This window comes from Arthrobacter sp. Soil782 (assembly GCF_001428435.1).
GTDB lineage: Bacteria > Actinomycetota > Actinomycetes > Actinomycetales > Micrococcaceae > Arthrobacter_D > Arthrobacter_D parietis.
In genome coordinates, this window is sequence record NZ_LMSO01000001.1 from 564,651 (window position 1) to 585,786 (window position 21,136).

The following is a 21,136-nucleotide window of genomic DNA, read 5'->3' on the forward strand; positions in this document are numbered from 1 at the left end:
GCTGACCGGACATGCGTAAGCTCGCCGTCGTCGTTGCCGTGTTGGTGTGCCTTGGCACACTGGCCGGCGTGACCGCCGGAAACGCTGGCCCCACCCAGCGTTTCCTGACAGTGACAAACGACGGCGGCGAGCTTGCCCGTGTGCCCCTTGACGGGGGCACCTTCGCGGTGAGCTACCGCAACTCGATCTACCAGACCCTCGCCGAGGAACGCTACGAGGTGCAGCCGGACGGTTCCTACCGCCTGGTGCAGATAGCGGCTGATCAGCTCGCTGTCCTCGAGGAGTACTACGGCGTCCCCGATGCCCCTACAGCCGCCGGTCCGTCCGACCGACGCAATTACGTTGTGCCGCCGAACCCTGAGCGTCCGGTGGTCTTTGACACCCTCTCAATCGCTGCCACCGATCTGGGGCAGCGCACCCTCCACGTCCCCGGAGAGCCGCCGCTGGAACTGTGGCCGCTGGTGGGGAACGCCAATCCGTTTGTTGTGCTAGATATCAAGGAGACCCAATGACCGAGCGACCTGACGGCAAGGGAGCCGTAGCTGCGCATAAGTCGCCACCGTCCGAGGATCAGCCGCCCGGCGAGAAACACGGCCGCGGGGAGAAACACGGCAAAGGCTCCCATCGGGCTGTCCACAGCAGGGTTGCCGACCAGAAGTTCACCGGCTCCCCCGATCCCTACAAGGACACGGACGGCAAGTTCGACGAAGAGGCGCTGATTGCCGAGTTCGAGGCGGAGAAACCCGCCCGGCACCTCACCGGAACGCCCGCCGCCATCATCAAGGCAGTCGGCGTGGCGTTGTCCCTCTTCGGCCTGTACTGGGTGTTCAACCCCATGGCCACGCAGTTCTACCTTCCCGCGTTTCTGATGATCGGGCTGTCAATGACGTTCCTCGTCTACCGCGGCTGGGGCCGGTCCGACAAGGACAAAGCGGCCGGCAAGAGCGATAACCCGCACATTCTGGACTGGGCGCTGGCGATCATCGCCGTTGTCCCGTTTGCCTACATCATTTCCGACTGGGACGCCTTCTTCCGCCGGGCGATCATCCCCACCTACCTCGACCTCATCATGGGCACCATCGCCATCCTCGTAGTGCTGGAAGCCTGCCGGCGGACGGTGGGCATCCTGGTGCCGATCGTCGTGGCCGGATTCTTCGCCTACGCCTACTTCGGTCCGTATATTCCGGATCCGTTCCAGACGTCGTCGTTCGGGTGGATCCGCCTCGTGGGCCACAACGTGATGGGAACGCAGGGCATCTTCGGTGTTCCCACGGACGTCGCGGCGACGTACATCATCCTGTTCACCATCTACGGCGCCGTGCTGACGGCGTCGGGGGCCACCAAGTTCTTCATTGACCTGTCCTTCTCCGCGTTCGGTCAGTCCAAGTCAGGTCCGGGCCGTACAGTGACGCTGGCAGGCTTCCTGCTCGGTACCGTCTCCGGCTCGGGGGTGGCCACCACGGTGACCCTCGGTGGTATTTCCTGGCCGCTGCTGAAAAAGGCAGGCTACCCGAAGGAACACGGTGGCGCAGTTCTGGCTGCTGCCGGTATCGGCGCGATCATGTCTCCGCCGACCCTGGGCGCTGCGGCCTTCATCATTGCCGCGCTGCTGAACGTCTCCTACCTCGAGGTGCTGATCTGGGCGACGATCCCCACGCTGCTCTACTACCTCGGCATCATCCTCGCCATTGAGATGGACGCCCGCAGGTTCAAGACCCAGCCGGTGGACATGGAAACCCAGAAGGCCGGCAAACTGCTGCTGCGCTTCGGCTACCACTTCAGCTCCCTGATCGCGATCGTGGTGTTCATGGCCACCGGCATGACCCCGTTCCGCGCAGTGGTGTACGCGACAATCCTTGCGTTCCTGCTCAGCTTCCTGGACCGCAAGTCCTGGATGACCCCCAAGCGCATCTGGGATGCGCTGGCCACCGGCGCCACCGGCGCCCTCTCGGTCATCCCCGTCATGGCGGCGGCCGGCCTGATCGTGGGCATCATGACGCTCACCGGGCTGGGCCTGAAGCTCGCGAACATCATCGTGGACTTCGCCGGCGGCAGCCTGTTCCTCACCGCGTTGTTCTCGGCGATCTCGGTGATCCTGCTGGGCCTCGCGGTGCCGGTGACGGCGAGCTTCATCATCTCGTGGGTCATCATCGGCCCGGCGCTGCAGGATGTCGGCGTCCCGGCCTTCGCCGCTGCGATGTTCATCTTCTACTACTCCGTTCTCAGCGAAGTGTCCCCTCCGACCGCGCTCTCCCCGTTCGCGGCGTCGGCCATCACGGGCGGCAAGCCGATCAAGACCATGTGGCTCACCTGGCGGTACACCCTCTCTGCCTTCCTGGTTCCGTTCATCTTCGTGCTCACCGGCCCGGGTATCGGCCTGCTCATGCAGGGCGGATTCGGCACCGTGCTGATGGCGCTGGTGGTCTCGACCATCGCCGTAGCGGCCCTGGCCGTGGCAACCGGCGGCTGGATCATGGGCCCGGCCAACTGGCTTGAGCGCCTGCTCATCGGCGTCGGCTCGCTGCCGATGCTGGTGATGGAGCCGATGTACCTGATCGTCGGCGGCGCGCTGATCGCCCTCGGCCTTGTGATGCATGTGGTCCGGATGAAGCGGCACCCGCATGACGATTCGACCACGCCGGAACGTTCAGGAACTGACCGCTCACGGACGGCTGAATCGACCTCGTGAACCTACCGTCCTCCGGGCGGCCTGTAACCACCCTGTTGCAGGCCGTCTCGGTCACTACCACCGGAGTACTGCCGGCGTTCCTTCTGGGCGCGCTGGCGGTGCAGATCCGCGACGACCTCGATCTGGGGCCGGCGCAGATGGGCATCGCAGCAGCAACGCTGTTTGCGGTCTCCGGAACCCTCGCCCGCCCGCTTGGAGGAGTTGTCCAGCGGGTGGGAGCAGGGCGGGGCATGGTCTTCTCGGCCATTCTCGCGACCGTGGCGTTGGCAGGCGCCGGTGCAGCACCGTCATTTCCCGTTTTGGTGGCGGCGCTGTTCATCGGTGGCCTTGCCAACGCCATGGCCCAGCCCTCGGCAAACCTCGGCATTTCCCGCAGCATCGGCAGCAACCGGCTGGGCCTGGCGTTCGGCGTGAAGCAGTCGTCCATCCCAATGGCATCGCTGCTGGGCGGCCTTGCCGTTCCGGGCATAGCCCTGGTGCTCGGCTGGCGATACGCGTTCTTCTTCGGCGCCGGACTGGCGCTGTGCCTGGCGGTCTGGGCCTTCTTCCGCGGTCAGGCACCACTGACAACGACGACGACGGCCGGCCACCCAGAGGACCGCGGCACCCCGCGCGCCGGGCTGGTTGTCCTCACAATCGGCGCCGGCCTCGCTGCTGCGGCCGCCACCTCCTTGGGGGTGTTCCTCGTGGACTCGATGGTGCAGTCCGGGATCGAGCCCAGCACCGCCGGGTTCATCTTCGCGGCAGCCGCGGTAGTGGGCCTCAGCATCCGCATCCTCCTCGGTGCGCTCATGGACAAGATGCCCACCCGCAGCCCCTACGTACTGATCGCCAATCTGCTGGTGGCCGGCGTCGTCGGCTATCTCATGCTCAGTGTCGGCTCCACGGCGCTGATGGTGACCGGCACACTCCTCGCCTACAGCGCAGGCTGGACCTGGCCGGGACTGCTGCACTTCGCCGTCGTGCGCGATAACCGGCAGGCTGCAGCGTCTGCAACCGGTGTTGTGCAGACCGGGCTCTCGCTCGGCGCGGCCGGCGGGCCGCTGCTGTTCGGCCTGTTGGTGAGCGCCACGTCGTATTCCACTGCCTGGGTGGTGGCCGGAGTTGTTGCGTTGGCTGCAGCCATTACGTTCCGCATCGGGCGGAGGATGATTCGCCGCGCACGCGGCGTGTCGGTCTTCACGCTGCGGCGTCCATTTTCGAACCCTGTAAAGGAGACTTCATGACAGCCACACGCTATGCGGTGATCGGCGGCGGCATCCTGGGAACCGCCGTCGCGCGCCGGCTGCTCCAGCAGCAGCCGGACGCATCGGTGACCGTGCTTGAGAAGGAAGATTCGCTTGCCGCCCACCAGACCGGGCGGAACTCGGGCGTGGTCCATGCCGGGCTGTATTACACGCCCGGGTCGCTGAAGGCGAAGCTGTGCCGACGCGGCGTGGAACTGTTGAAGGAGTACTGCGGCGAGCGTAGCCTCGCCTATGACGAGATCGGCAAGGTGCTTGTCGCCCGGGACGCGGTGGAGGAATCGCGGCTGGGTGACATCATGGCCCGCGCCCAGGCCAACGGAGTCCCGGGCGTGCGGATCATCAACCGCGCAGAGCTGCGCGAACTTGAGCCGCATGTTGAGGGAGTGGGCGGGCTGCATTCCCCGCACACGGCGATCGTGGACTACGGTGCGGTGACCCGTTCCTTTGCGGAAGACGTGGTCGCGGCCGGAGGAACCGTGCACACGGGATTCGAGGTCACCGGCATCACCCAGCGCGGGAAAGAGACGCTGGTGACCGGGACCCACAACGGCACGGACACCTGGGAGATCTTCGACTCGGTGATTATCTGCGCCGGGCTGCAGGCGGACCGGGTGGCCGGGCTGGCCGGTGACCGTGAGGATCCGAAGATTGTGCCGTTCCGCGGTGAGTACTACCTGCTCAAGCCCGAGAAGCGTTCGCTGGTGCGGGGGCTCGTGTACCCGGTGCCGGATCCGCGCTACCCGTTCCTCGGCGTGCACCTGACGCCGCGGACGGACGGCGAGGTCATGGTGGGTCCCAACGCCGTACTGGCGCTGGCCCGTGAGGCTTACGGCTGGGGCACGGTCTCCCCGCGCGACCTCGGGGACGCAGTCGGCTACCCCGGTTTCCGGGCCTTCGCGAAGCAGCACTGGAAGACGGGCGCCGTCGAAATGGTGGGCTCGCTGAGCAAGCGCCGCTTCGTGAACGAGGCACGCAAGTACGTGCCGGAGCTGACCGTCGACGACGTCGTTCCCGGGCCGAGCGGCATCCGCGCCCAGGCGCTGGACCGCGACGGTTCGCTGGTGGACGACTTCCGGATTTCCCACCATGGATCGGTGCTGGCGGTACGGAATGCGCCGTCACCGGCCGCGACCTCCTCGCTCGCCATTGCTGAGCACATTGTTTCGCTTGTCCTTGATTCAGACAGTAAGGAAGTTGCATGACGCACTTGAAGAAGGGGCTCTGGGGTGTGCTGGCCACGCCGTTCACCGGCCCGTCATTCGCCGTCGATACCGAGTCGCTGAAGCGGGAGGTGGAGCTCTACACCCACATTCCGGCCACCGGCATGGTGGTGCTCGGCGTGTTCGGCGAGGGCGGCACGTTGGATACCCGTGAGCAGGCCCTGACCGTCTCAACGGTTGCTGAAGCTGCTGGGGAAACACCGCTGATTGTGGGGTTGTCGGCGCGCAGTACTAACGTCGCGATTGAGCAGGCGCGCACCGCCGTCGAGGCTGCGGGGTCGAACCTCGCCTCGCTCATGGTGCAGGCGAATACACCGAACCCGGACCTGCTGACCGCCCACTTCACCGCAATCCATGAGGCAACCGGCGCGGACATCGTGCTGCAGGACTACCCTGTGGCCTCCGGAGTGAAGATCAGCACCGCGCAGATTCTCGCCGTCGTCGAGCGTTGCCCGTTCATCTCGGCCATCAAGTCCGAGGCACCGCCCACGGCTGCCGCGATTGCCCAGTTGACGCGAGCCACGGACGTGCCGGTGTTCGGCGGGCTCGGCGGTGTCGGCCTGATCGATGAGCTCGCGGCCGGTGCCGCCGGCGCCATGACCGGCTTCTCCCACCCGGAAGCACTGCAGCTTGCCATTACCGCGAACGACGACGGCGGCTTCCGTGCCGCCCGCGACGTCTTTGCGCCGTGGTTACCGTTGGCGAACTTCGAGGGACAGCCCGGAATTGGGCTGGCCCTGCGCAAGGAGATCCTTCGTAGGCGCGGCATCATCGCCGAAGCCCTGGTCCGCCCGCCGGCGCCAACGCTGCCTGCTGAACTGGCCGACATGATCGACGCACACCTCGATGCTGTTAAGGAGCTTGCCTAGATGGAAATGGGTCTCAACGGGAAGAACGTACTGGTGCCGGGTTCAAGCTCCGGGATCGGGCTGGCCATCGCTCAGGCGCTGGCCGCGGAGGGCGCCAATGTGGTGCTCGCCGCCCGACGCGAGGACGTGGTGCAGGCCGAGGCAGGAAAGCTGCCGTCCGCCGTCGGGATCGGGATTGACCTGAACCAGGACGGCGCACCGGAGCATCTGGTCGCCGAGGCGGAGAAGGCCTTCGGGCCCATCGATGTACTGATCCTCAACAGCGGCGGCCCGCCGCCCGGTGGCGCCGCCGATGTGTCGGATGAGCAGACGCTGGCCGCCGTGAACCAGCTGCTGGTGCAGCACATCCGCCTTGTTTCGTTGGTGCTGCCCGGGATGCGGGAGCGGGGCTGGGGACGGATTGTCGCCGTCGGCTCCTCCGGTGTGCAGAGTCCGCTGCCCAACCTGGCGCTGTCCAACATCGGCCGTGCCGGGCTCGCCGGGTACCTGAAGACGCTGGCAGGCGAGGTCGCCAAGGACGGTGTCACCGTGAACATGGTGCTGCCGGGCCGGATCGATACCGACCGCGTGGCCTCGCTGGATGCGGGCGCCGCGAAGCGCACCGGCAAAACGCCCGAGGAGGCCCGGGCCTCGTCCGAGGCCACCATCCCCGCCGGAAGGTACGGGAAGCCGGAGGAGTTCGGCGCCGTCGTCGCTTTCCTGGCAAGTGAGCCGGCCGCCTATGTGACCGGTGAACAGATCCGCTGCGACGGCGGACTGGTAAGGAGCTACTGATGATGAACCATACTGTGCACTTGTGCTCGATCCGCGAGGGAGCGGAGGAGATTGCCGCCGTAGTACATCCCCGACGCGGGCTCGCGCTGGTCCGGGATCTGATTCCCGGCTGGCAGGGCGACGTCCGGGAAATCCTCTCGGAAGAGTTGCTCGACAAACTGGAGTCACTCGTTTCCACCGTCGACGACGGCGCGTTTCGTGATCCGGACTCCGTCACCTACGGCCCGCCCTACCGGCACCCGCGGATGCTGTGGGGCATCGGACTGAACTACGTGGAGCACGCCTCGGACCTGTCCGAGGGTGTACCGGAGGAGCCGGCGTCGTTCATCAAGGGCGACCACACCATCATCGGCCCGGGCGAGGACATCCCCATCCCGTCGCAGAGCGAGCGGACCACCGCGGAGGGGGAAGTCGCCGTCGTCATCGGGCGGTACTGCCGCAATGTGGAGGTGGAGGACGCGCTGGACTATGTGGCCGGCGTAGTGCCCGTGCTGGACCAGACAGCGGAGGACATTCTGCAGCGGAACCCGCGGTTCCTGACGCGGTCCAAGAACTTCCCCGGGTTCTTTTCGTTTGGGCCGCGGATTGTGCCGCTGGCCGAGGCGGTGGGTGACGGGATGCTCGCGGACATGGAGGTGTCCACTGTGGTGAACGGTGAGGTGCTGCGGACCAATACCGTGGCGCACATGCGGTACAGCCCCGAGTTCCTCATCAGCTTCCACTCGAAGGTGATGCCGCTGTTCCCGGGCGACATCATTTCGACAGGCACGCCGGGCGCGATCCACATCAAGCCCGGGGATGTTGCTGAGGCGCGGGTGGCGGGCGTGGGTACGCTGACCAACCCCGTGACGCAAGGAACCTGAGTTACAAGAGCACCACCATCGAGTGGGCGCTGAGAACGGGTTCCCGGCAGGGAGCACGTAACCAGCGCCCACTCGATGCACCAAAAGTAAGGAGATGACGATGGGCACGTCAGGATCAGGCCCTCTCGAGGGCGTTCGGGTGGCGGACTTTTCCCGTGTTCTCGCGGGGCCGTATGCGTCGATGATGCTTGCCGATTTCGGGGCGGACGTCATCAAGGTGGAGAGCCCTGCCGGGGATGACACCCGTTCCTGGACACCGCCCGTCGACGAGCACGGCGTCGGCACGTACTTCTCGAGCGTGAACCGGAACAAACGCTCGGTGGTGTGTGACCTGCGGACCGACGAGGGGCTGGCGCGCGCTAAGGAGCTGGCGCTGAGCTCGGATGTGATCATCGAGAACTTCCGGCCCGGCGTGATGAAGAAGTTCGGGCTGGACTACGAGACGCTGCACGCGCTCAAACCCGACCTCATCTACTGCTCCATCACCGGATTCGGTTCGACGGCGGGGGCCCACCTTCCGGGGTATGACCTGTTGGTGCAGGCCGTCGGCGGACTGATGAGCGTGACCGGGTCCCTGGATTCGGAGCCGAGCAAGGTGGGCGTGGCGCTGGTCGACGTGGTCACCGGGCAGAACGCGGCACTCGGGATTCTGGCTGCGCTGCGGCACAAGGACGCGACCGGGCAGGGGCAGCGGATCGACGTGAACCTGCTGTCGTCGTTGCTGGCGGGGCTGGTGAACCAGGCGTCGAGCACGCTGGCCACCGGCGAGGCACCGCAGCGGATGGGGAACGCGCACCCGTCGATCGCGCCCTACGAAACGCTGGCCACCGCGGACGGACCGCTGGCTGTCGCCGTCGGGACCGACCGGCAGTTCGCCGGCCTGGTGCGGGTTCTTGGGGTGCCTGAGATGGCAACGGACCCCCGGTTCGAGACCAACACCCAGCGCGTGGCCCACCGCGACGAGCTGAAGGCGCGTCTTGAGAAGCAGCTCGCCAAGCGTCCTGCGGCCGAGTGGTCCGCCGTCCTGTCGAAGGAGGGCGTTCCGGCCGGGAAGGTGAACTCTATTGTGGAGGCGCTCCAACTGGCTGAGGAGCTGGGACTTGATCCCGCCGTCGAAATGGCCGACGACGCCGGCCCGCGCACCAGCCACCAGGTCGCCAACCCAATCCATCTCTCCGAGACTCCTGCCAGTTACCGGAGACTGCCGCCGCTGCTCGGCGAACATAACGATGCGACGTTCGCCGCGCTGTCGACCACCACCACTTCTCACTGAAAGTACGTTGAACCATGACTGTTGACCTTCTGTCCATCGACTCGCTCCTGTCACAGGAGGAGATTGACCTCCGCTCCACAGTCCGTTCCTTTGTGGATACCGAAATCAAGCCGAACATCGCCGAGTGGTATGACAACGCGGTGTTCCCGCTGGAGATCGTGCCGAAGATGGCTGAGCTGGGGCTCCTCGGTATGCACATCAAGGGGTACGGCTGCCCGGGACGCAGTTCGGTGGAGTACGGGCTTGCCGCGCTGGAGCTCGAGGCGGGCGACTCCGGTCTGCGCACGTTCGTGAGCGTGCAGGGTTCCCTGGCGATGAGCGCCATCGCCAAGCACGGCTCCGAGGAGCAGAAGAACGAGTGGCTGCCGAAAATGGCTGCCGGTGAGGCGATCGGTTGCTTCGGTTTGACGGAGCCGACGGCTGGGTCAGACCCGGGTTCGATGGCGACTTTTGCTAAGCGCGACGGCGACGATTGGGTGCTGAGCGGTGCCAAGCGCTGGATCGGGCTGGCTTCGGTGGCGCAGGTTGCCATCATCTGGGCCATGACCGACGACGGCGTCCGCGGCTTCGTGGTGCCGACCGACAGTCCGGGGTTCACGGCCACGCCGATTACGCAGAAGCTGTCGATGCGCGCGTCGATCCAGTGTGACATCACGCTTGAGGACGTGCGGCTGCCGGAATCGGCGATGCTGCCGAAGGCCAAGGGGTTGCGCGGCCCGTTCGAGTGCCTGAACGAGGCTCGGTACGGCATCATCTGGGGTGCGATGGGTGCGGCGCGGGACAGCTACGAGGCGGCGCTGAACTATTCGAAGGAGCGTCTGCAGTTCGGCAAGCCGCTGTCCGGGTACCAGCTGACTCAGGAGAAGCTGGTGAATATGGCGCTGGAAATTAACAAGGGCATGTTGCTAGCGCTGCAGGTGGGCCGGTTGAAGGATGCCGGGACGCTGGAGCCGTACCAGATCTCCGTGGGCAAGCTGAACAATTGCCGCGAGGCGATTCAGATCTGCCGTGACGCCCGGGCGATGCTCGGCGGCAACGGGATCACGCTGGACTATTCGCCGCTGCGGCACGCGAACAACCTGGAGAGTGTGCGGACGTACGAGGGCACTGACGAGGTGCACACCCTGATCCTGGGCAACCACATCACCGGGACACCTGCGTTCCGATGAGCGACTCTTCCTCCCCTACACCTTCGCGTGAACCCACCGGCCTCCGCCGCGGCCTCACGAGCTACGGGGACGCCGAGTTCTCGCTGTTCCTCCGGAAGGCATTCATCAAGGGCGCCGGGTATTCGGATGATGCGCTGGACCGGACCGTCGTCGGGATCGTGAACACCGGCAGCGGTTACAACCCGTGTCACGGCAACATGCCGGCGCTGGTAGAGGCCGTGAAGCGCGGCGTGATGCTGGCCGGTGGGCTGCCGGTGGAGTTCCCGACCATCTCGGTGCACGAGAGCTTCTCCTCCCCCACCAGCATGTTCCTGCGGAACCTGATGTCTATGGACACGGAGGAGATGATCCGCGCGCAGCCGATGGACGCCGTCGTGCTCATCGGCGGGTGTGACAAGACGGTGCCGGCGCAGCTGATGGGTGCGGCGTCGGCCGGAGTGCCGGCGATTTCGCTGGTCACCGGGTCGATGCTGACCGGCGGGTACCGCGGCGAGCGGGTCGGTGCGTGTACGGATTGCCGGGCGTTCTGGGGCAAGTTCCGTGCGCAGGAGATCTCAAAACCAGAGATCGACGACGTGAACTCGCGTCTGGTGGGCAGCGTCGGCACCTGTTCGGTGATGGGCACGGCGAGCACCATGGCGTGTATCGCCGAGGCGATGGGGATTGCCTTGCCGGGGTCTGCGTCGGCGCCGGCGGTGACGGCGGACCGGGTGCGGATCGCTGAGGCTACCGGGACGCAGGCTGTGGCGCTGGCCGCTGGCGGGATTGCGCCGTCGTCCATCCTGACGCCGGAGGCCTTCGAGAACGGGCTGCGGATGCTGCTGGCGATCGGCGGTTCGACGAACGCGATCATCCACCTGACCGCTGTGGCCGGGCGGCTTGGCATCAAGCTGTCGCTGGATGAGCTGGACCGCATGAGCGCCGAGACGCCGGTGCTGGTGGACCTGAAGCCGTCGGGCAAGTACTACATGGAGGACTTCCACCGTGCCGGCGGTGTACCCGCGGTGCTGCGTGAACTGGGTTCGCTGATCAATCGCGACGTCATGACTGTCACCGGCCGCACGCTGGGTGAAGAGATCGACGACGCCGGTCCCGGCTTCCCGCAGGACATCATCCGGCCGCTGTCTGACCCGATCTACCCGCAGGGCAGCCTCGCGGTGCTGCGCGGGAACCTGGCTCCGGGTGGCGCGATCATCAAGCAGGCGGCGGTGTCGCCGGCGTTGCTGGAGCATTCCGGGCCCGCTGTGGTGTTCGAGAATGCGGCGGACCTGGCGGCGCGGATCGACGATCCGTCCCTCGACGTCACGGCCGATTCAGTGCTGGTGCTGAAGAACATCGGTCCGGTGGGCAACCCCGGTATGCCGGAGGCCGGCTATCTGCCGATCCCCAAGAAAATCGCAGCCCAGGGTGTGAAGGACATGGTGCGGATCTCGGATGGCCGGATGTCCGGGACGGCGGCTGGTGCGGTGGTGTTGCATGTGACACCCGAGTCAGCGGTTGGTGGGCCGCTGAGGCTGGTGCGGACGGGTGACACGATCACGTTGAGTGTGAGCCGGCGGTTGGTGCAGCTTGAGGTTTCTGACGAGGAGCTCGAGCGGCGTGAATCGGAGCTCGGGCCGGCGTCGCCGACGATCCCGGACCGTGGCTACTGGCGCCTCTACGTCCAAGAGGTGACTCAAGCGGACGAGGGCTGTGACTTCCGTTTTCTCCAGGCTTCAGGAGAAACGCCCATGACGCCAATCCGATCGTATTGCTAGGCCAATCTGCCTTTCTGTGATCCCCCGTTAGTTGACGTAGCATTCCGTTATCGGCACTTTACGATGCCGAGTTGCATCTGCTGCGCGAACTCGACACCCTCTGAGATTAACCGCTGTTTCCGCTGATTTCAGCCTTCGAGGAGCCGGACGGGTGGGATCGCGTCAAGTGTTTGCGGCTGGATGAAATGGTTCCTGACCAGAGCGTTTGTATTTGATCAATCATCTAATGAATGATTTGGGCACCTGTCAGTGTTGAGCCGTGGCGCTTCGCGCGCATCAGCACCCCTACGCCGCCGGTGAATTCTGTTGTGTGAAATTTCGGAGCCCGAGCCGCCTCAATGAACCCCCACCGACGATGAAGTTCGATGGAAGCGCTATTGGAGGGGTTGACTACATACCAGGCGTCCATGGAGCGGTGCCAGATCCATTCCAACCGGGCCTGGGTTAGGGCGATCCCAATGCCTCGGCGTCTCAGGTTGGGCGTCACGGTTACCCCACCCAAGTAGTGACCGGCAGGGGCAGGCCCGTCGGCGTAGTGCCAGAAATGGGTCTTACCCCAGCCGACAACGCTTCCGTCCAGAACGGCGACAACGACCAATCGAGTGACATCGTCAATTGCTGGGGCAAGAGCTTCGGCATCAATAGAAGATCCGTCAGCTTCGACCTGCAGCTTGAGTATCGGAAGGATGTCGTTCTTGACCGCAGGACGAACTCCCACCGCACCCGCCCACGTGCTGCTTAGGCCCTGGTTTGGTGAACAGTCAGCAAATCCAGCGTCGCTCACTTATCTCTGCCACCCCATCCAACTGCCGAACCTGGCCTTCACCATGGACCACAGTACTGATTTGCCCCTGCGGATGACCGTGCACCCGACACCGTTGAACACGACGTGTTGCCGGTAAGCCGCCGGAAACATTGATTGACCTATCTGGCCTTGGTCTTCATTGCCGGTAGATGCCTTTGCATAACCCCCGTTAGTTTGGCAGAATGAATGTGCTAGGCCATCGCGGTGGTACTAGAAGTGAACCTCGGGAGATCCTGCCGGACGACAGGGCCTGAGGTTTTGCGTTTTAACTACGTTTCCGCGTTTCAAGCGTCAAGGCTGATGATGTCCAGTTTGGCGCTTAGCAGCTCCACGTAGACCATGTTCCCGGTCCTTGCTTGGGACAAGGCTCCGCAAAAAATATCGGGTACCCAGAGGAGAGGTTCGGCTTTTCCTGCTAGATGGTCAACGCGGAATGATCCAGTGATCTGCTTGCGTGCTTTAAGGGAGTCCAGATGCGTTCTGTCGCGGCGATCATCGGCGGGCCCCCTGGATTCAAAAACGGCGTTCCGCACACCATTCTGTTGCAATTCGTAGTACATCCGCTCGCCGCATAGGCGTCGCCGGCGCTCGTCCTTTTCACCCGGTAGTCCGTTGCGAACGACTATGAGGCCTAGGCCTTCAAGCCTGGCTACCTCATTGACGAGCTTGAGTCGACGTCGTTCGTCTTCGTCATGCCAATGAACCTTTGTCTGGCCGGGCAGCAGAAGGCTTTGCATTGCTGCCGAGGCTTTCAGCGCGGCTTCGGAATTGTAGATTGCGGCGCCCAACATGTACGTGTTTGGGTCTAGGGATCGGTGGGATCCTGACTCGTCGATGAACGCAGAGAGGTCACTCACTGCACGCCTCCTGAAAGTGCAGCGTGCCGCGGCTCGAGCCAGTGTTGGAAGGTTGTAGGTCCTGCCGGCTTCATTTCTTCGGGTCTTCCTGGTTCATGGGCGTTCGTGTTCGTGATCGGCTGTACTTGTTCACTAAGGCGTTGATTTGGTCTTGCCCGAAGGGTCCGGCGAGGTTGTATTCGTTGACAGTGGTTAGTCCTGTGGGGCTTAGAGGGGCTTTCTTCACCCTCTCGGTTATGGACAGGACGTGAAGCTCTTGAAGACGTTTGAAGCCCCGTTCGGCAGTGTCGGCCGACCATCCGTACCAGAAAGGTACTTTTTCAGCGGGTAGTTGGAACCCCGGTTTTTCGTGCAGGGCGACGAGAAGCATGGCGGTTGCGGGTAGATCGAGGTCTTTGTACCAACCCTCGGTCCAGAAAATGTGGGGGAGGCGGAAGAACCTGTCTTCGTTGTTTAATCCAGGCCGCTGGTAGGCCTTCCCTGATCCATCTTCACGCAGCAGGGTTACACGCACATTGCGTTCGCGTCCCTTGCGGGCGCGGGTGATTAGCTGTCTGTCCTCTAACCGGGTGAGGATTTTGCTGGCCGCGTTAGATGCTGATGCCGCGGTTGCTGTTGCGGTTGTGTCGAATGCTCTTGCCCATACTTGTATCGGCAGGGTAGTACTCCAGCCGTCATGAGCGTCGCTGCTGATGATGCCGTAGAGCAGCAATTGTGCGCGAAGTCCTCTTAGGTCTCCTTTTCGGACGAACTCACTAAGAGGTCCATGGCGACTGTCTCGACCGGGGGGAGCTTGGACGAAAACCTTACCGATAGGGGCGAAAGGCCGGTTCGATCGCTCCAGAAGAGCTGCCCGCGTCTCATCTTCGGTTGCCGCTTCGGTAGGTCGTTCCTCGTGTTTCACACCTTGATTATGCGGGAGGCCGATGTTCTCTGGCAAACGCACCACTGTGTCTTTAAATGGCGCTCCAGCGGGTGTTATGGAAGATCAATGCGATATCCACTGCGAGACCCATGTAAACCCTTGTTAGAGCCATAGCCCAGTGGCGCTCCGGCCCTTCTCCTTTGACGCGTGATCACCGCTGGTAACTCCCCTTCAGGGCAGGCAGACTTCCGATGGACTGCAGGGCCTTGGGAGGTAAACATAGGTAGGAGCTCAAAGCCTTCCAAAGCGGCACTGTCCAAAGCTGGTCCGAAGCTTGCATCTGACTCGTCGAGCAAGGCTACGAAGTCCAAGGCAGGATCGACGGTTGGAAAGGGCTAACGTTCCGGGAGGCCCGTTTGGAGGCGGGAGTCGGGCGTTCCTACTCGCGCCCCATCGGAAGCAGCGGTTGGGTACACCCATATGTGCCAGGCAGTGCCAGCAAGTTTCGCGATGCGTTAGGGTCGGTTCCGGTCTTTGCAATGGATGTGTGCAGAGGTCTAGATAGAAGGCATCAGGAATCAGGCATCAGGCAGCTGCGGAGGCGTCATCATTCCCTGGGAAGCGTGGCGATCCATTGCTGTGCGTCGAGGTTGGTGATTCGCCGGTACAGGGTGGCTCTGGACATGCCGAGGTCGCGAGCGACGTGGGATGCGGGTTGGCTTTGTTCGATGAGTCGGCGGGCGTTGGCGATTTGGCTGTCGCTGAAGATCGGTCGTCGGCCGCCGAGGTCGAGGCCTGCGGTGGCGTTTGGTGTTGGAGCCGTTGACGCGTTCGCGTTTGATCTCGAGCTCCATCTGCGCGAGGGCGGCCATGACGATGAAGACCATGGATCCCATGGGTGTGCCGGTGTCGACGTTCCCGCCGCCGAGGTTCAGGACGCGCAGGTTCACCTTTTGCGCCCGGAATCCGTCGGCCAGGGCAAGCATGTTGGCAGTGGAGCGGCCGAGGCGATCGAGGGTGGTGACTATCAGGGTGTCGCCTTCATGGAGCGCGTCGAGGGCTTTGTCGAACTGGGGCCGCCGCGCATGGGCACCGCTGACGCCGTGGTCGATGTAAAGGTCATCGCGGCGGACATCGGCGGCGAGTAGATTAGCGAACTTACCGGTCGGGGTCCTGGGCACGAGTGGATACCCGCGCGTACCCGATGAGCTTGCCCATGCGGCTCCTCTATGTCGATTGGTCCCCATAACTGTCTCGCAACCTACTTCTCGGTCACGAAGGGATACCCCTACTTAGGAGACAGGGTAGCAAGACATAGAGGGAGTAGTAGTGGCGGGGGAGTCGTGTTGTCTCGTCCTAGTGTGTTGCAACTCTAAGCTTGAAAGACACTACTCATTGTTCCGTGTATGGCCCTCACCGCGCACAGGCCATCGGGTGAATCTTTGGCTGGTCTAAGCAGGTGCTATCGCCGCGTCCGCTTATAAAGATGAGGCTTGCGGCCCGGCTCGTTGCAGGATCGAGACGCGTGACTCCATCTCGGATGTGCTGACGAGAGCGCTACGAACGAATAGCATCGCAACATGTCCTCCCGCTTTCGCCTTGCACTGGAACAGCTACCGTCAACCGACTGGCGTTCTTTCGAAACGCTCGCCCTGCAGTTCCTCGCCGCAGAGTACCCGATGCTTCGCAGCACTGCTTCACAAGCCGGCGACGGCGGCAGGGACGGTGAGTTGTTTAGCCCCGAAGGTATGCCGGATACCGGTTTCCAGTTTTCCGTGCGCAAAGATTGGGCGGCCAAAATCGGGGAAACCCGGCAGCGCCTTGCGAAAACCTTCCCGGAGATACGAAGAATTATCTACGTGACCAACCAGGAGATTGGCGCCAGCGCAGATAAGTTGCGAGCCGAAGTATGGGACGAGCACAAAGTCCTCATTGACGTACTGGACATTTCATACTTCCTCGACCGGCAGAACCGCGACTCACAACGCAGGGCCGCTGCCGAGGAGCTCGCGGCCAAGATTGTCGACCCGTTCTTGTCCAAGCGAGGGGTCGCTAACACGGTGACCGACGCATTGGAACCAGAGGAAGGGAAACTCGCTCTCCTTCATCTAACCCTGAGCAGGCGGGATGGTGAGGGGGGACAGAATCTTACGAAAAGCTGCTTCGATTCTCTCGTGCTATCCACATTGCACGGCTCCACCTCAGAGAATGTGCGAGCTAAAGAAGAAATCGTGGACGAGCTGTCCGCTATAGTAACGGGCCCTAGCTATCAGATTCAGGCCCTTGTAGATAGTGCTCTTGGTCGACTAAGCGTGAAGAACGGTCCTGTCATGTTCAACCGCAGTCGCGGCGGGTATCACATCGCGTTCCAGGAGTCGCTCCGGCTAAATGAGGAGACAGCGAACTTTCTTCTAGGCGAGAATGCGCTCGAAGACGATCTTTTGGCCGGGCTCTACGGCCTGGATGAGCGCCTCGACCAGGACGCAACCAAGGCTCGGGCCGAGGCGAACCGTCTCAAGCATGCATTAGAGATGATTCTAATGAAACGAGGAGAATCCTTCGCGGACGCGATCAGCAGCGGTGAAGTACTTCATCTAGATGCTCACGAGATCGGTGTTGATCTTGACAATATCGGACATAAGGGAGCGCTAACTCAGCCGCATGCCGCCATCGCGATCCTTCGAGTGCTAGAGGGTGCTTCTGCTGAAGCCCGCGACCATCTGCGTCGTATCATCGACGCATACACGCTGCTGGCCTTCCTCCGGGTAACGCCGGATGTGCAAAAAACGATGTCGAGGATATTTTCCGACGCTGACATCTGGCTGGATACGTCCGCAGTTCTTCCGCTCTTGGGGGAAATACTGCTTGAGGATAGTGAAGAGCGCCATTACACCAACCTCCTCGCCGCGGCGCGAGCCACTGGCATGAACTTGTTCATAACAGATGGAGTGGTAGAGGAAGTTGCAAGCCACCTGAAGCGATGCGAGGGCGTATCGAACAGGGTTCATCGCGGTGACCCCATCGAAGGCCAGCTCCCGTTCATCTACGCGATTTATGTAGTATCAGGACGAGACACCCGCGAGTTCGGAGATTGGCTCTTAGAGATCCGGGGTAGTCAGCGCCCTGAGGAAGATGTGCGGACTTATTTGAAGGAAGTTTTCGGGATTGAGAGAAAGAGTCTTCGGGAGTTTTCGGACAACGCGAACCCAGACCTGCGCGCTGCGGTGCAGGAACTTTGGTATCCAACGCACGACAGGCGCCGTGACCTCGATCAGGGAACGAAGGCTCGATTGGTCGCTCACGACGTTGAGAACACAGTCGGGGTCATTGAGGTACGCAGACAAAGCCCGGATTCACCGATGGGATATCGGGCTTGGTGGCTCACGCTTGATCGGACTGCGTTCAGACTCAAGAAGCACCTCATCAGCTTCCTTGGAGAGGATGCCCCTGCATCCCCAGCACTGAGTCCAGACTTCTTGTTGCAACTCCTACGTCTCCGTCCGCTGCCTGCGGGTGTGGAGGCCCGCACCTTGCCGCCCATCGTGGCGCAACTTGCGAGGTTCCGTGGTTCGGCGCAGGAAGTCCTGAACGCAGCCGATCAAATTCGCCAGAAGCACGCCGGAATGAGCGAGCGTCTCATACGGCGAGAAGTGCGTGACGGTCTGGACACGCTCCGGGGATCGTTCACCCCCGATGCTGAGATCACTCCGATGGCCCTTGAAGAGCGGCTGAAGTCTGACTTGGAGACGCAACGCTCTGCTTTGTGACAAGCCAGGACGTATGTCCTGATCAGCGAGCTCTGGTCATCGACCGGGCTATGAAGGTGTTGACCGCTGCCGACGCCTTGCAGGCCCGCCGATGGGCCCTGGCTGCGCCGACCGTAAGTGCCCGATGTTTCGGATGGGCAACGTCTAACGGGACTGTCTCGTACTTTGTCTTGTATCCCATGGGTTACGAGATCCTTCTGGCTCGAAAGTCTTAGCAGCTGGGATACCGAGACGGAACACCGTCAGATATCCTTTCCAGCCGAGCATGGTCCCGACCCGCGAATTCGGACTCGCTGGGAACTGAAGTCGACCTCCGGCGAAAGACCCTTTCGAGGGCTAAGCAGGCGTCTCGTCAGCAGATACTTCCCTGTAACCGGGACCTGAACCTCATTGTTCGAGCGGCTCCTTGCGTAGCCTTTGGTACGGCGGATCGCTACATCCGTCGCCTAGACAGTCGCTGCGCGCCCCGAAGAGAGGACCCACAATGACGTTCACGGAGTCGCACTCAGCGAGCCATCCGGAGCCACAGAGCCCCCTCTGGTGGCAGGACGCCGTCATCTATCAGGTCTACCCGCGCTCCTTCGGCGACGGCGACGGCGACGGTGTCGGTGACCTCGCCGGGCTGCTGACCCGCCTGCCCTACATCGCATCGCTCGGCGTGGATGGCATCTGGATGACACCGTTCCAGCCGTCCCCGCAGGTTGACCAGGGCTACGACGTCAGCGACTACTGCGGCGTCGATCCGCTGTTCGGCACCATGGGGCAGTTCGACCAACTGCTGGACGCCGCCCACACGCTCGGGCTCCGCATCTTTCTCGACGTGGTGCCCAACCACTGCTCCTCCGAGCATCCCCTGTTCCAGGCCGCGGTCGCCGCCGGCCCCGGTTCCCCGGAGCGGGCGATGTTCCACTTCGGCAACGGGCCCGACGGCGACACCCCGCCGAACAACTGGCAGAGCGTCTTCGGCGGCAGCGCCTGGCACCGCGTGAACCCCGGCTCCGACACCGACACCGAGTGGTACCTGCACCTCTTCTCCCCACAGCAACCGGACTGGAACTGGCGCAACCCCGCAGTGGGCGACTACTTCGAGGACGTACTCCGGTTCTGGTTCGACATGGGCGTGGACGGGCTCCGCATCGATGTCGCACACGCTCTCTTCAAGGCCGACGGGCTCCCCGACGCCGCCAACGCCAACTCCGTGGTCGACGGCCTGCGCTCCAACCCCCAGGTGTCCGACCAGGAGGAGGTCCACGAGGTGTACCGGCGATGGCGTCGCGTCGCCGACTCCTACTCCCCCGGACGCGTGCTCGTCGGCGAGGTCAACCTCGATCCCCGCCGCGCCGCCCGCTACACTCGCCACGACGAGATGCACCAGGCGTTCGCCTTCGCCTTCGTGAAACTCGGCTGGGACGCCGACGCGTGGGCAGCGGTCGGCACCGAACTGGAAGCCGCCCGCCGGGAACACGGGGCGCCACCGAGCTGGGCACTCGAAAACCACGACATCGTCCGCTCCGCCACACGCTTCGGCAGAGGCGACCGCGGTTTCCTCCGCGCACGAGCCGGCCTGCTGGCCATCCTCGGCCTCCCCGGCGGCGCGTTCATCTACCAGGGTCAGGAACTCAACCTGCCCGAGGTCGACGTGCCGCTCGACGCCCGGGTGGACCCGATGTGGGCGCGCGGTGGAGTGTCCCGCGACGGCGCCCGCGTCCCGCTGCCCTGGACCGTCACACCGGCCAACACCTTCGGTTTCTCGTCCGACGGAGCGGCCGAACCATGGCTGCCGACCCCGGCGGACTGGGGCACGCGGTCCGTGGAAGCGAACCTGCAGGACGAGAACTCCACCCTGCACCTGACCATCGAGGCCCTCAAACTGCGGAAGCAGTTGACCGAGAAGGAAATACTTTCACCCGGCGACGGCGGCACCTGGCGGGTCGACGACGGCGGTCTGCTCACCTGCCAGCGAGGCGAACAGTTCCTCGTCGCCGTCGCCATGGGTGATGAGCCCGCACGGCTGCCCGATGGACAGGTAGTACTGACGTCCTCACCGCTTACCGCCGAGGGGTTACTCCCACCCGACGCTGCGGCCTGGGTTCTCCTACGCTGAAAGGCAGTCGACCACAGCGAAGCACTTCGAGGTGCGGTGAGAACCTATTTGGGTCCGTCAGCGAACTGAGACCGATAGCTGCCGACCTTCTTGAGGAATCGCCGTCGTCGGTAGGCTGACCAAGGTGAGCGAGATCCGCATCGGCACCTCCGGGTGGAGTTACGACCACTGGGACGGCGTCTGCTATCCGCACGGCACACCGCCGGCGAAGCGGCGGGACCACTATGTGGCCCGGTTCGACACGGTGGAACTGAACGCCAGCTTCTACCGCTGGCCGCGCGACACCACGTTCGCCGGGTGGCGCCGTCGTCTTCCGCACGGGTTTGCACTGTCCGTCAAAGCGCCGCGCGGACTGACGCACGGAAAGAAGCTGTACGCGCCGGAGGTGTGGATCGAGCGGATCGCCCGCTGCTGGCACGAGCTCGGCGACCGCCGCGCCGTCCTGCTGGTCCAGCTCCCGCCATGCATGGAGCGCGACGACGCCCGCCTCGACTACTTCCTCTCCTGCCTGCCGTGGTGGATCCGCGTCGCCGTCGAATTCCGGCACCCCAGCTGGGACGACGACGCCGTCTACGCGCTGCTCGAGCGGCACGGCGCCGCATACTGCGTGATGAGCGGAGCGGGACTCCCCTGCGTCCTGAGGGCGACAGCCCCGTTCGTGTATGCGCGGCTGCACGGGCCGGACCACAACTATCTGTATGGAGGCTCATACTCCGACGACGACCTGCGCTGGTGGGCGGACCGCATCCGTGAATGGCACGGCGCCGGCCGGGACGTCTACGTGTATTTCAATAACGACGGCGGCGGGAACGCCGTGCGGAATGCGGAGACGCTGCGCGGGCTGGTGAGATAAAACGCCCGTATCAACCTTGTCCCG

Annotated in this window: 16 protein-coding genes and 1 pseudogene; 13 read left to right on the forward strand and 4 right to left on the reverse strand. The window is 63.6% G+C overall.

The features are described from left to right. Window positions 1–11: 11 nt before the first annotated feature. The 10 genes from ASH00_RS02700 to ASH00_RS02745 all read left to right on the forward strand — a co-directional run bounded on the left by ASH00_RS02700 (window position 12) and on the right by ASH00_RS02745 (window position 11,861). Window positions 12–512: a hypothetical protein gene (locus ASH00_RS02700; RefSeq protein WP_056544642.1), complete on the forward strand. Its 501-nt coding sequence runs from the start codon at window positions 12–14 to the stop codon at window positions 510–512. Continuing rightward, window positions 509–2,689, forward strand: coding sequence for a TRAP transporter permease (locus ASH00_RS02705; RefSeq protein WP_056544644.1), 2,181 nt, complete (start codon window positions 509–511; stop codon window positions 2,687–2,689). The genes ASH00_RS02700 and ASH00_RS02705 overlap by 4 nt, the downstream gene beginning before the upstream one ends. After that, window positions 2,686–3,915: an MFS transporter gene (locus ASH00_RS02710; protein WP_056544647.1), complete on the forward strand. Its 1,230-nt coding sequence runs from the start codon at window positions 2,686–2,688 to the stop codon at window positions 3,913–3,915. Before ASH00_RS02705 ends, ASH00_RS02710 begins: the two co-directional genes overlap by 4 nt. Continuing rightward, a complete protein-coding gene (gene lhgO / locus ASH00_RS02715) occupies window positions 3,912–5,138 on the forward strand; it encodes an L-2-hydroxyglutarate oxidase (RefSeq protein ID WP_056544650.1) in 1,227 nt (408 codons plus the stop codon). The genes ASH00_RS02710 and lhgO overlap by 4 nt, the downstream gene beginning before the upstream one ends. Continuing rightward, window positions 5,135–6,025, forward strand: coding sequence for a dihydrodipicolinate synthase family protein (locus ASH00_RS02720; RefSeq protein WP_056544652.1), 891 nt, complete (start codon window positions 5,135–5,137; stop codon window positions 6,023–6,025). The genes lhgO and ASH00_RS02720 overlap by 4 nt, the downstream gene beginning before the upstream one ends. After that, window positions 6,026–6,799: an SDR family oxidoreductase gene (locus ASH00_RS02725; protein ID WP_056544655.1), complete on the forward strand. Its 774-nt coding sequence runs from the start codon at window positions 6,026–6,028 to the stop codon at window positions 6,797–6,799. Then, window positions 6,799–7,662, forward strand: coding sequence for a fumarylacetoacetate hydrolase family protein (locus ASH00_RS02730; protein ID WP_235563129.1), 864 nt, complete (start codon window positions 6,799–6,801; stop codon window positions 7,660–7,662). The genes ASH00_RS02725 and ASH00_RS02730 overlap by 1 nt, the downstream gene beginning before the upstream one ends. Window positions 7,663–7,762: 100 nt before the next feature. Continuing rightward, window positions 7,763–8,935: a CaiB/BaiF CoA transferase family protein gene (locus ASH00_RS02735; RefSeq protein WP_235563131.1), complete on the forward strand. Its 1,173-nt coding sequence runs from the start codon at window positions 7,763–7,765 to the stop codon at window positions 8,933–8,935. Between the two features lie 14 nt (window positions 8,936–8,949). After that, on the forward strand, window positions 8,950–10,104 hold the full coding sequence (locus ASH00_RS02740; protein WP_056544660.1) for an acyl-CoA dehydrogenase family protein: 1,155 nt from the start codon (window positions 8,950–8,952) through the stop codon (window positions 10,102–10,104). Further along, complete coding sequence (locus tag ASH00_RS02745) at window positions 10,101–11,861, forward strand: IlvD/Edd family dehydratase (RefSeq protein ID WP_056544664.1); 1,761 nt, start codon at window positions 10,101–10,103, stop codon at window positions 11,859–11,861. The genes ASH00_RS02740 and ASH00_RS02745 overlap by 4 nt, the downstream gene beginning before the upstream one ends. Before the next feature lie 223 nt (window positions 11,862–12,084). Here the strand turns inward: ASH00_RS02745 and ASH00_RS02750 are convergent, their stop codons facing one another. The 4 genes and pseudogenes from ASH00_RS02750 to ASH00_RS16310 form a co-directional block, all read right to left on the reverse strand. Continuing rightward, a complete protein-coding gene (locus ASH00_RS02750) occupies window positions 12,085–12,579 on the reverse strand; it encodes a GNAT family N-acetyltransferase (RefSeq protein WP_056544666.1) in 495 nt (164 codons plus the stop codon). 371 nt (window positions 12,580–12,950) lie between these two features. Beyond that, window positions 12,951–13,523: a hypothetical protein gene (locus ASH00_RS02755; RefSeq protein WP_056544670.1), complete on the reverse strand. Its 573-nt coding sequence runs from the start codon at window positions 13,521–13,523 to the stop codon at window positions 12,951–12,953. A 70-nt stretch (window positions 13,524–13,593) separates the two neighbouring features. Next, window positions 13,594–14,463, reverse strand: coding sequence for a hypothetical protein (locus ASH00_RS02760; protein WP_200954732.1), 870 nt, complete (start codon window positions 14,461–14,463; stop codon window positions 13,594–13,596). A gap of 532 nt (window positions 14,464–14,995) precedes the next feature. Then, window positions 14,996–15,606: pseudogene (locus ASH00_RS16310) on the reverse strand (recombinase family protein). 362 nt (window positions 15,607–15,968) lie between these two features. On the opposite strand from ASH00_RS16310, the gene ASH00_RS02770 reads away from it, so the two are divergent. The 3 genes from ASH00_RS02770 to ASH00_RS02780 all read left to right on the forward strand — a co-directional run bounded on the left by ASH00_RS02770 (window position 15,969) and on the right by ASH00_RS02780 (window position 21,112). Beyond that, the gene (locus ASH00_RS02770) at window positions 15,969–18,155 is read left to right on the forward strand and encodes a hypothetical protein (RefSeq protein ID WP_056544679.1); all 2,187 of its coding nucleotides are present in this window, start codon (window positions 15,969–15,971) and stop codon (window positions 18,153–18,155) included. Between the two features lie 484 nt (window positions 18,156–18,639). Then, a complete protein-coding gene (locus ASH00_RS02775; RefSeq protein WP_056544682.1) occupies window positions 18,640–20,259 on the forward strand; it encodes an alpha-amylase family glycosyl hydrolase in 1,620 nt (539 codons plus the stop codon). Window positions 20,260–20,383: 124 nt separating this feature from the next. Further along, window positions 20,384–21,112, forward strand: coding sequence for a DUF72 domain-containing protein (locus ASH00_RS02780; RefSeq protein ID WP_200954733.1), 729 nt, complete (start codon window positions 20,384–20,386; stop codon window positions 21,110–21,112). Window positions 21,113–21,136 lie beyond the last annotated feature (24 nt).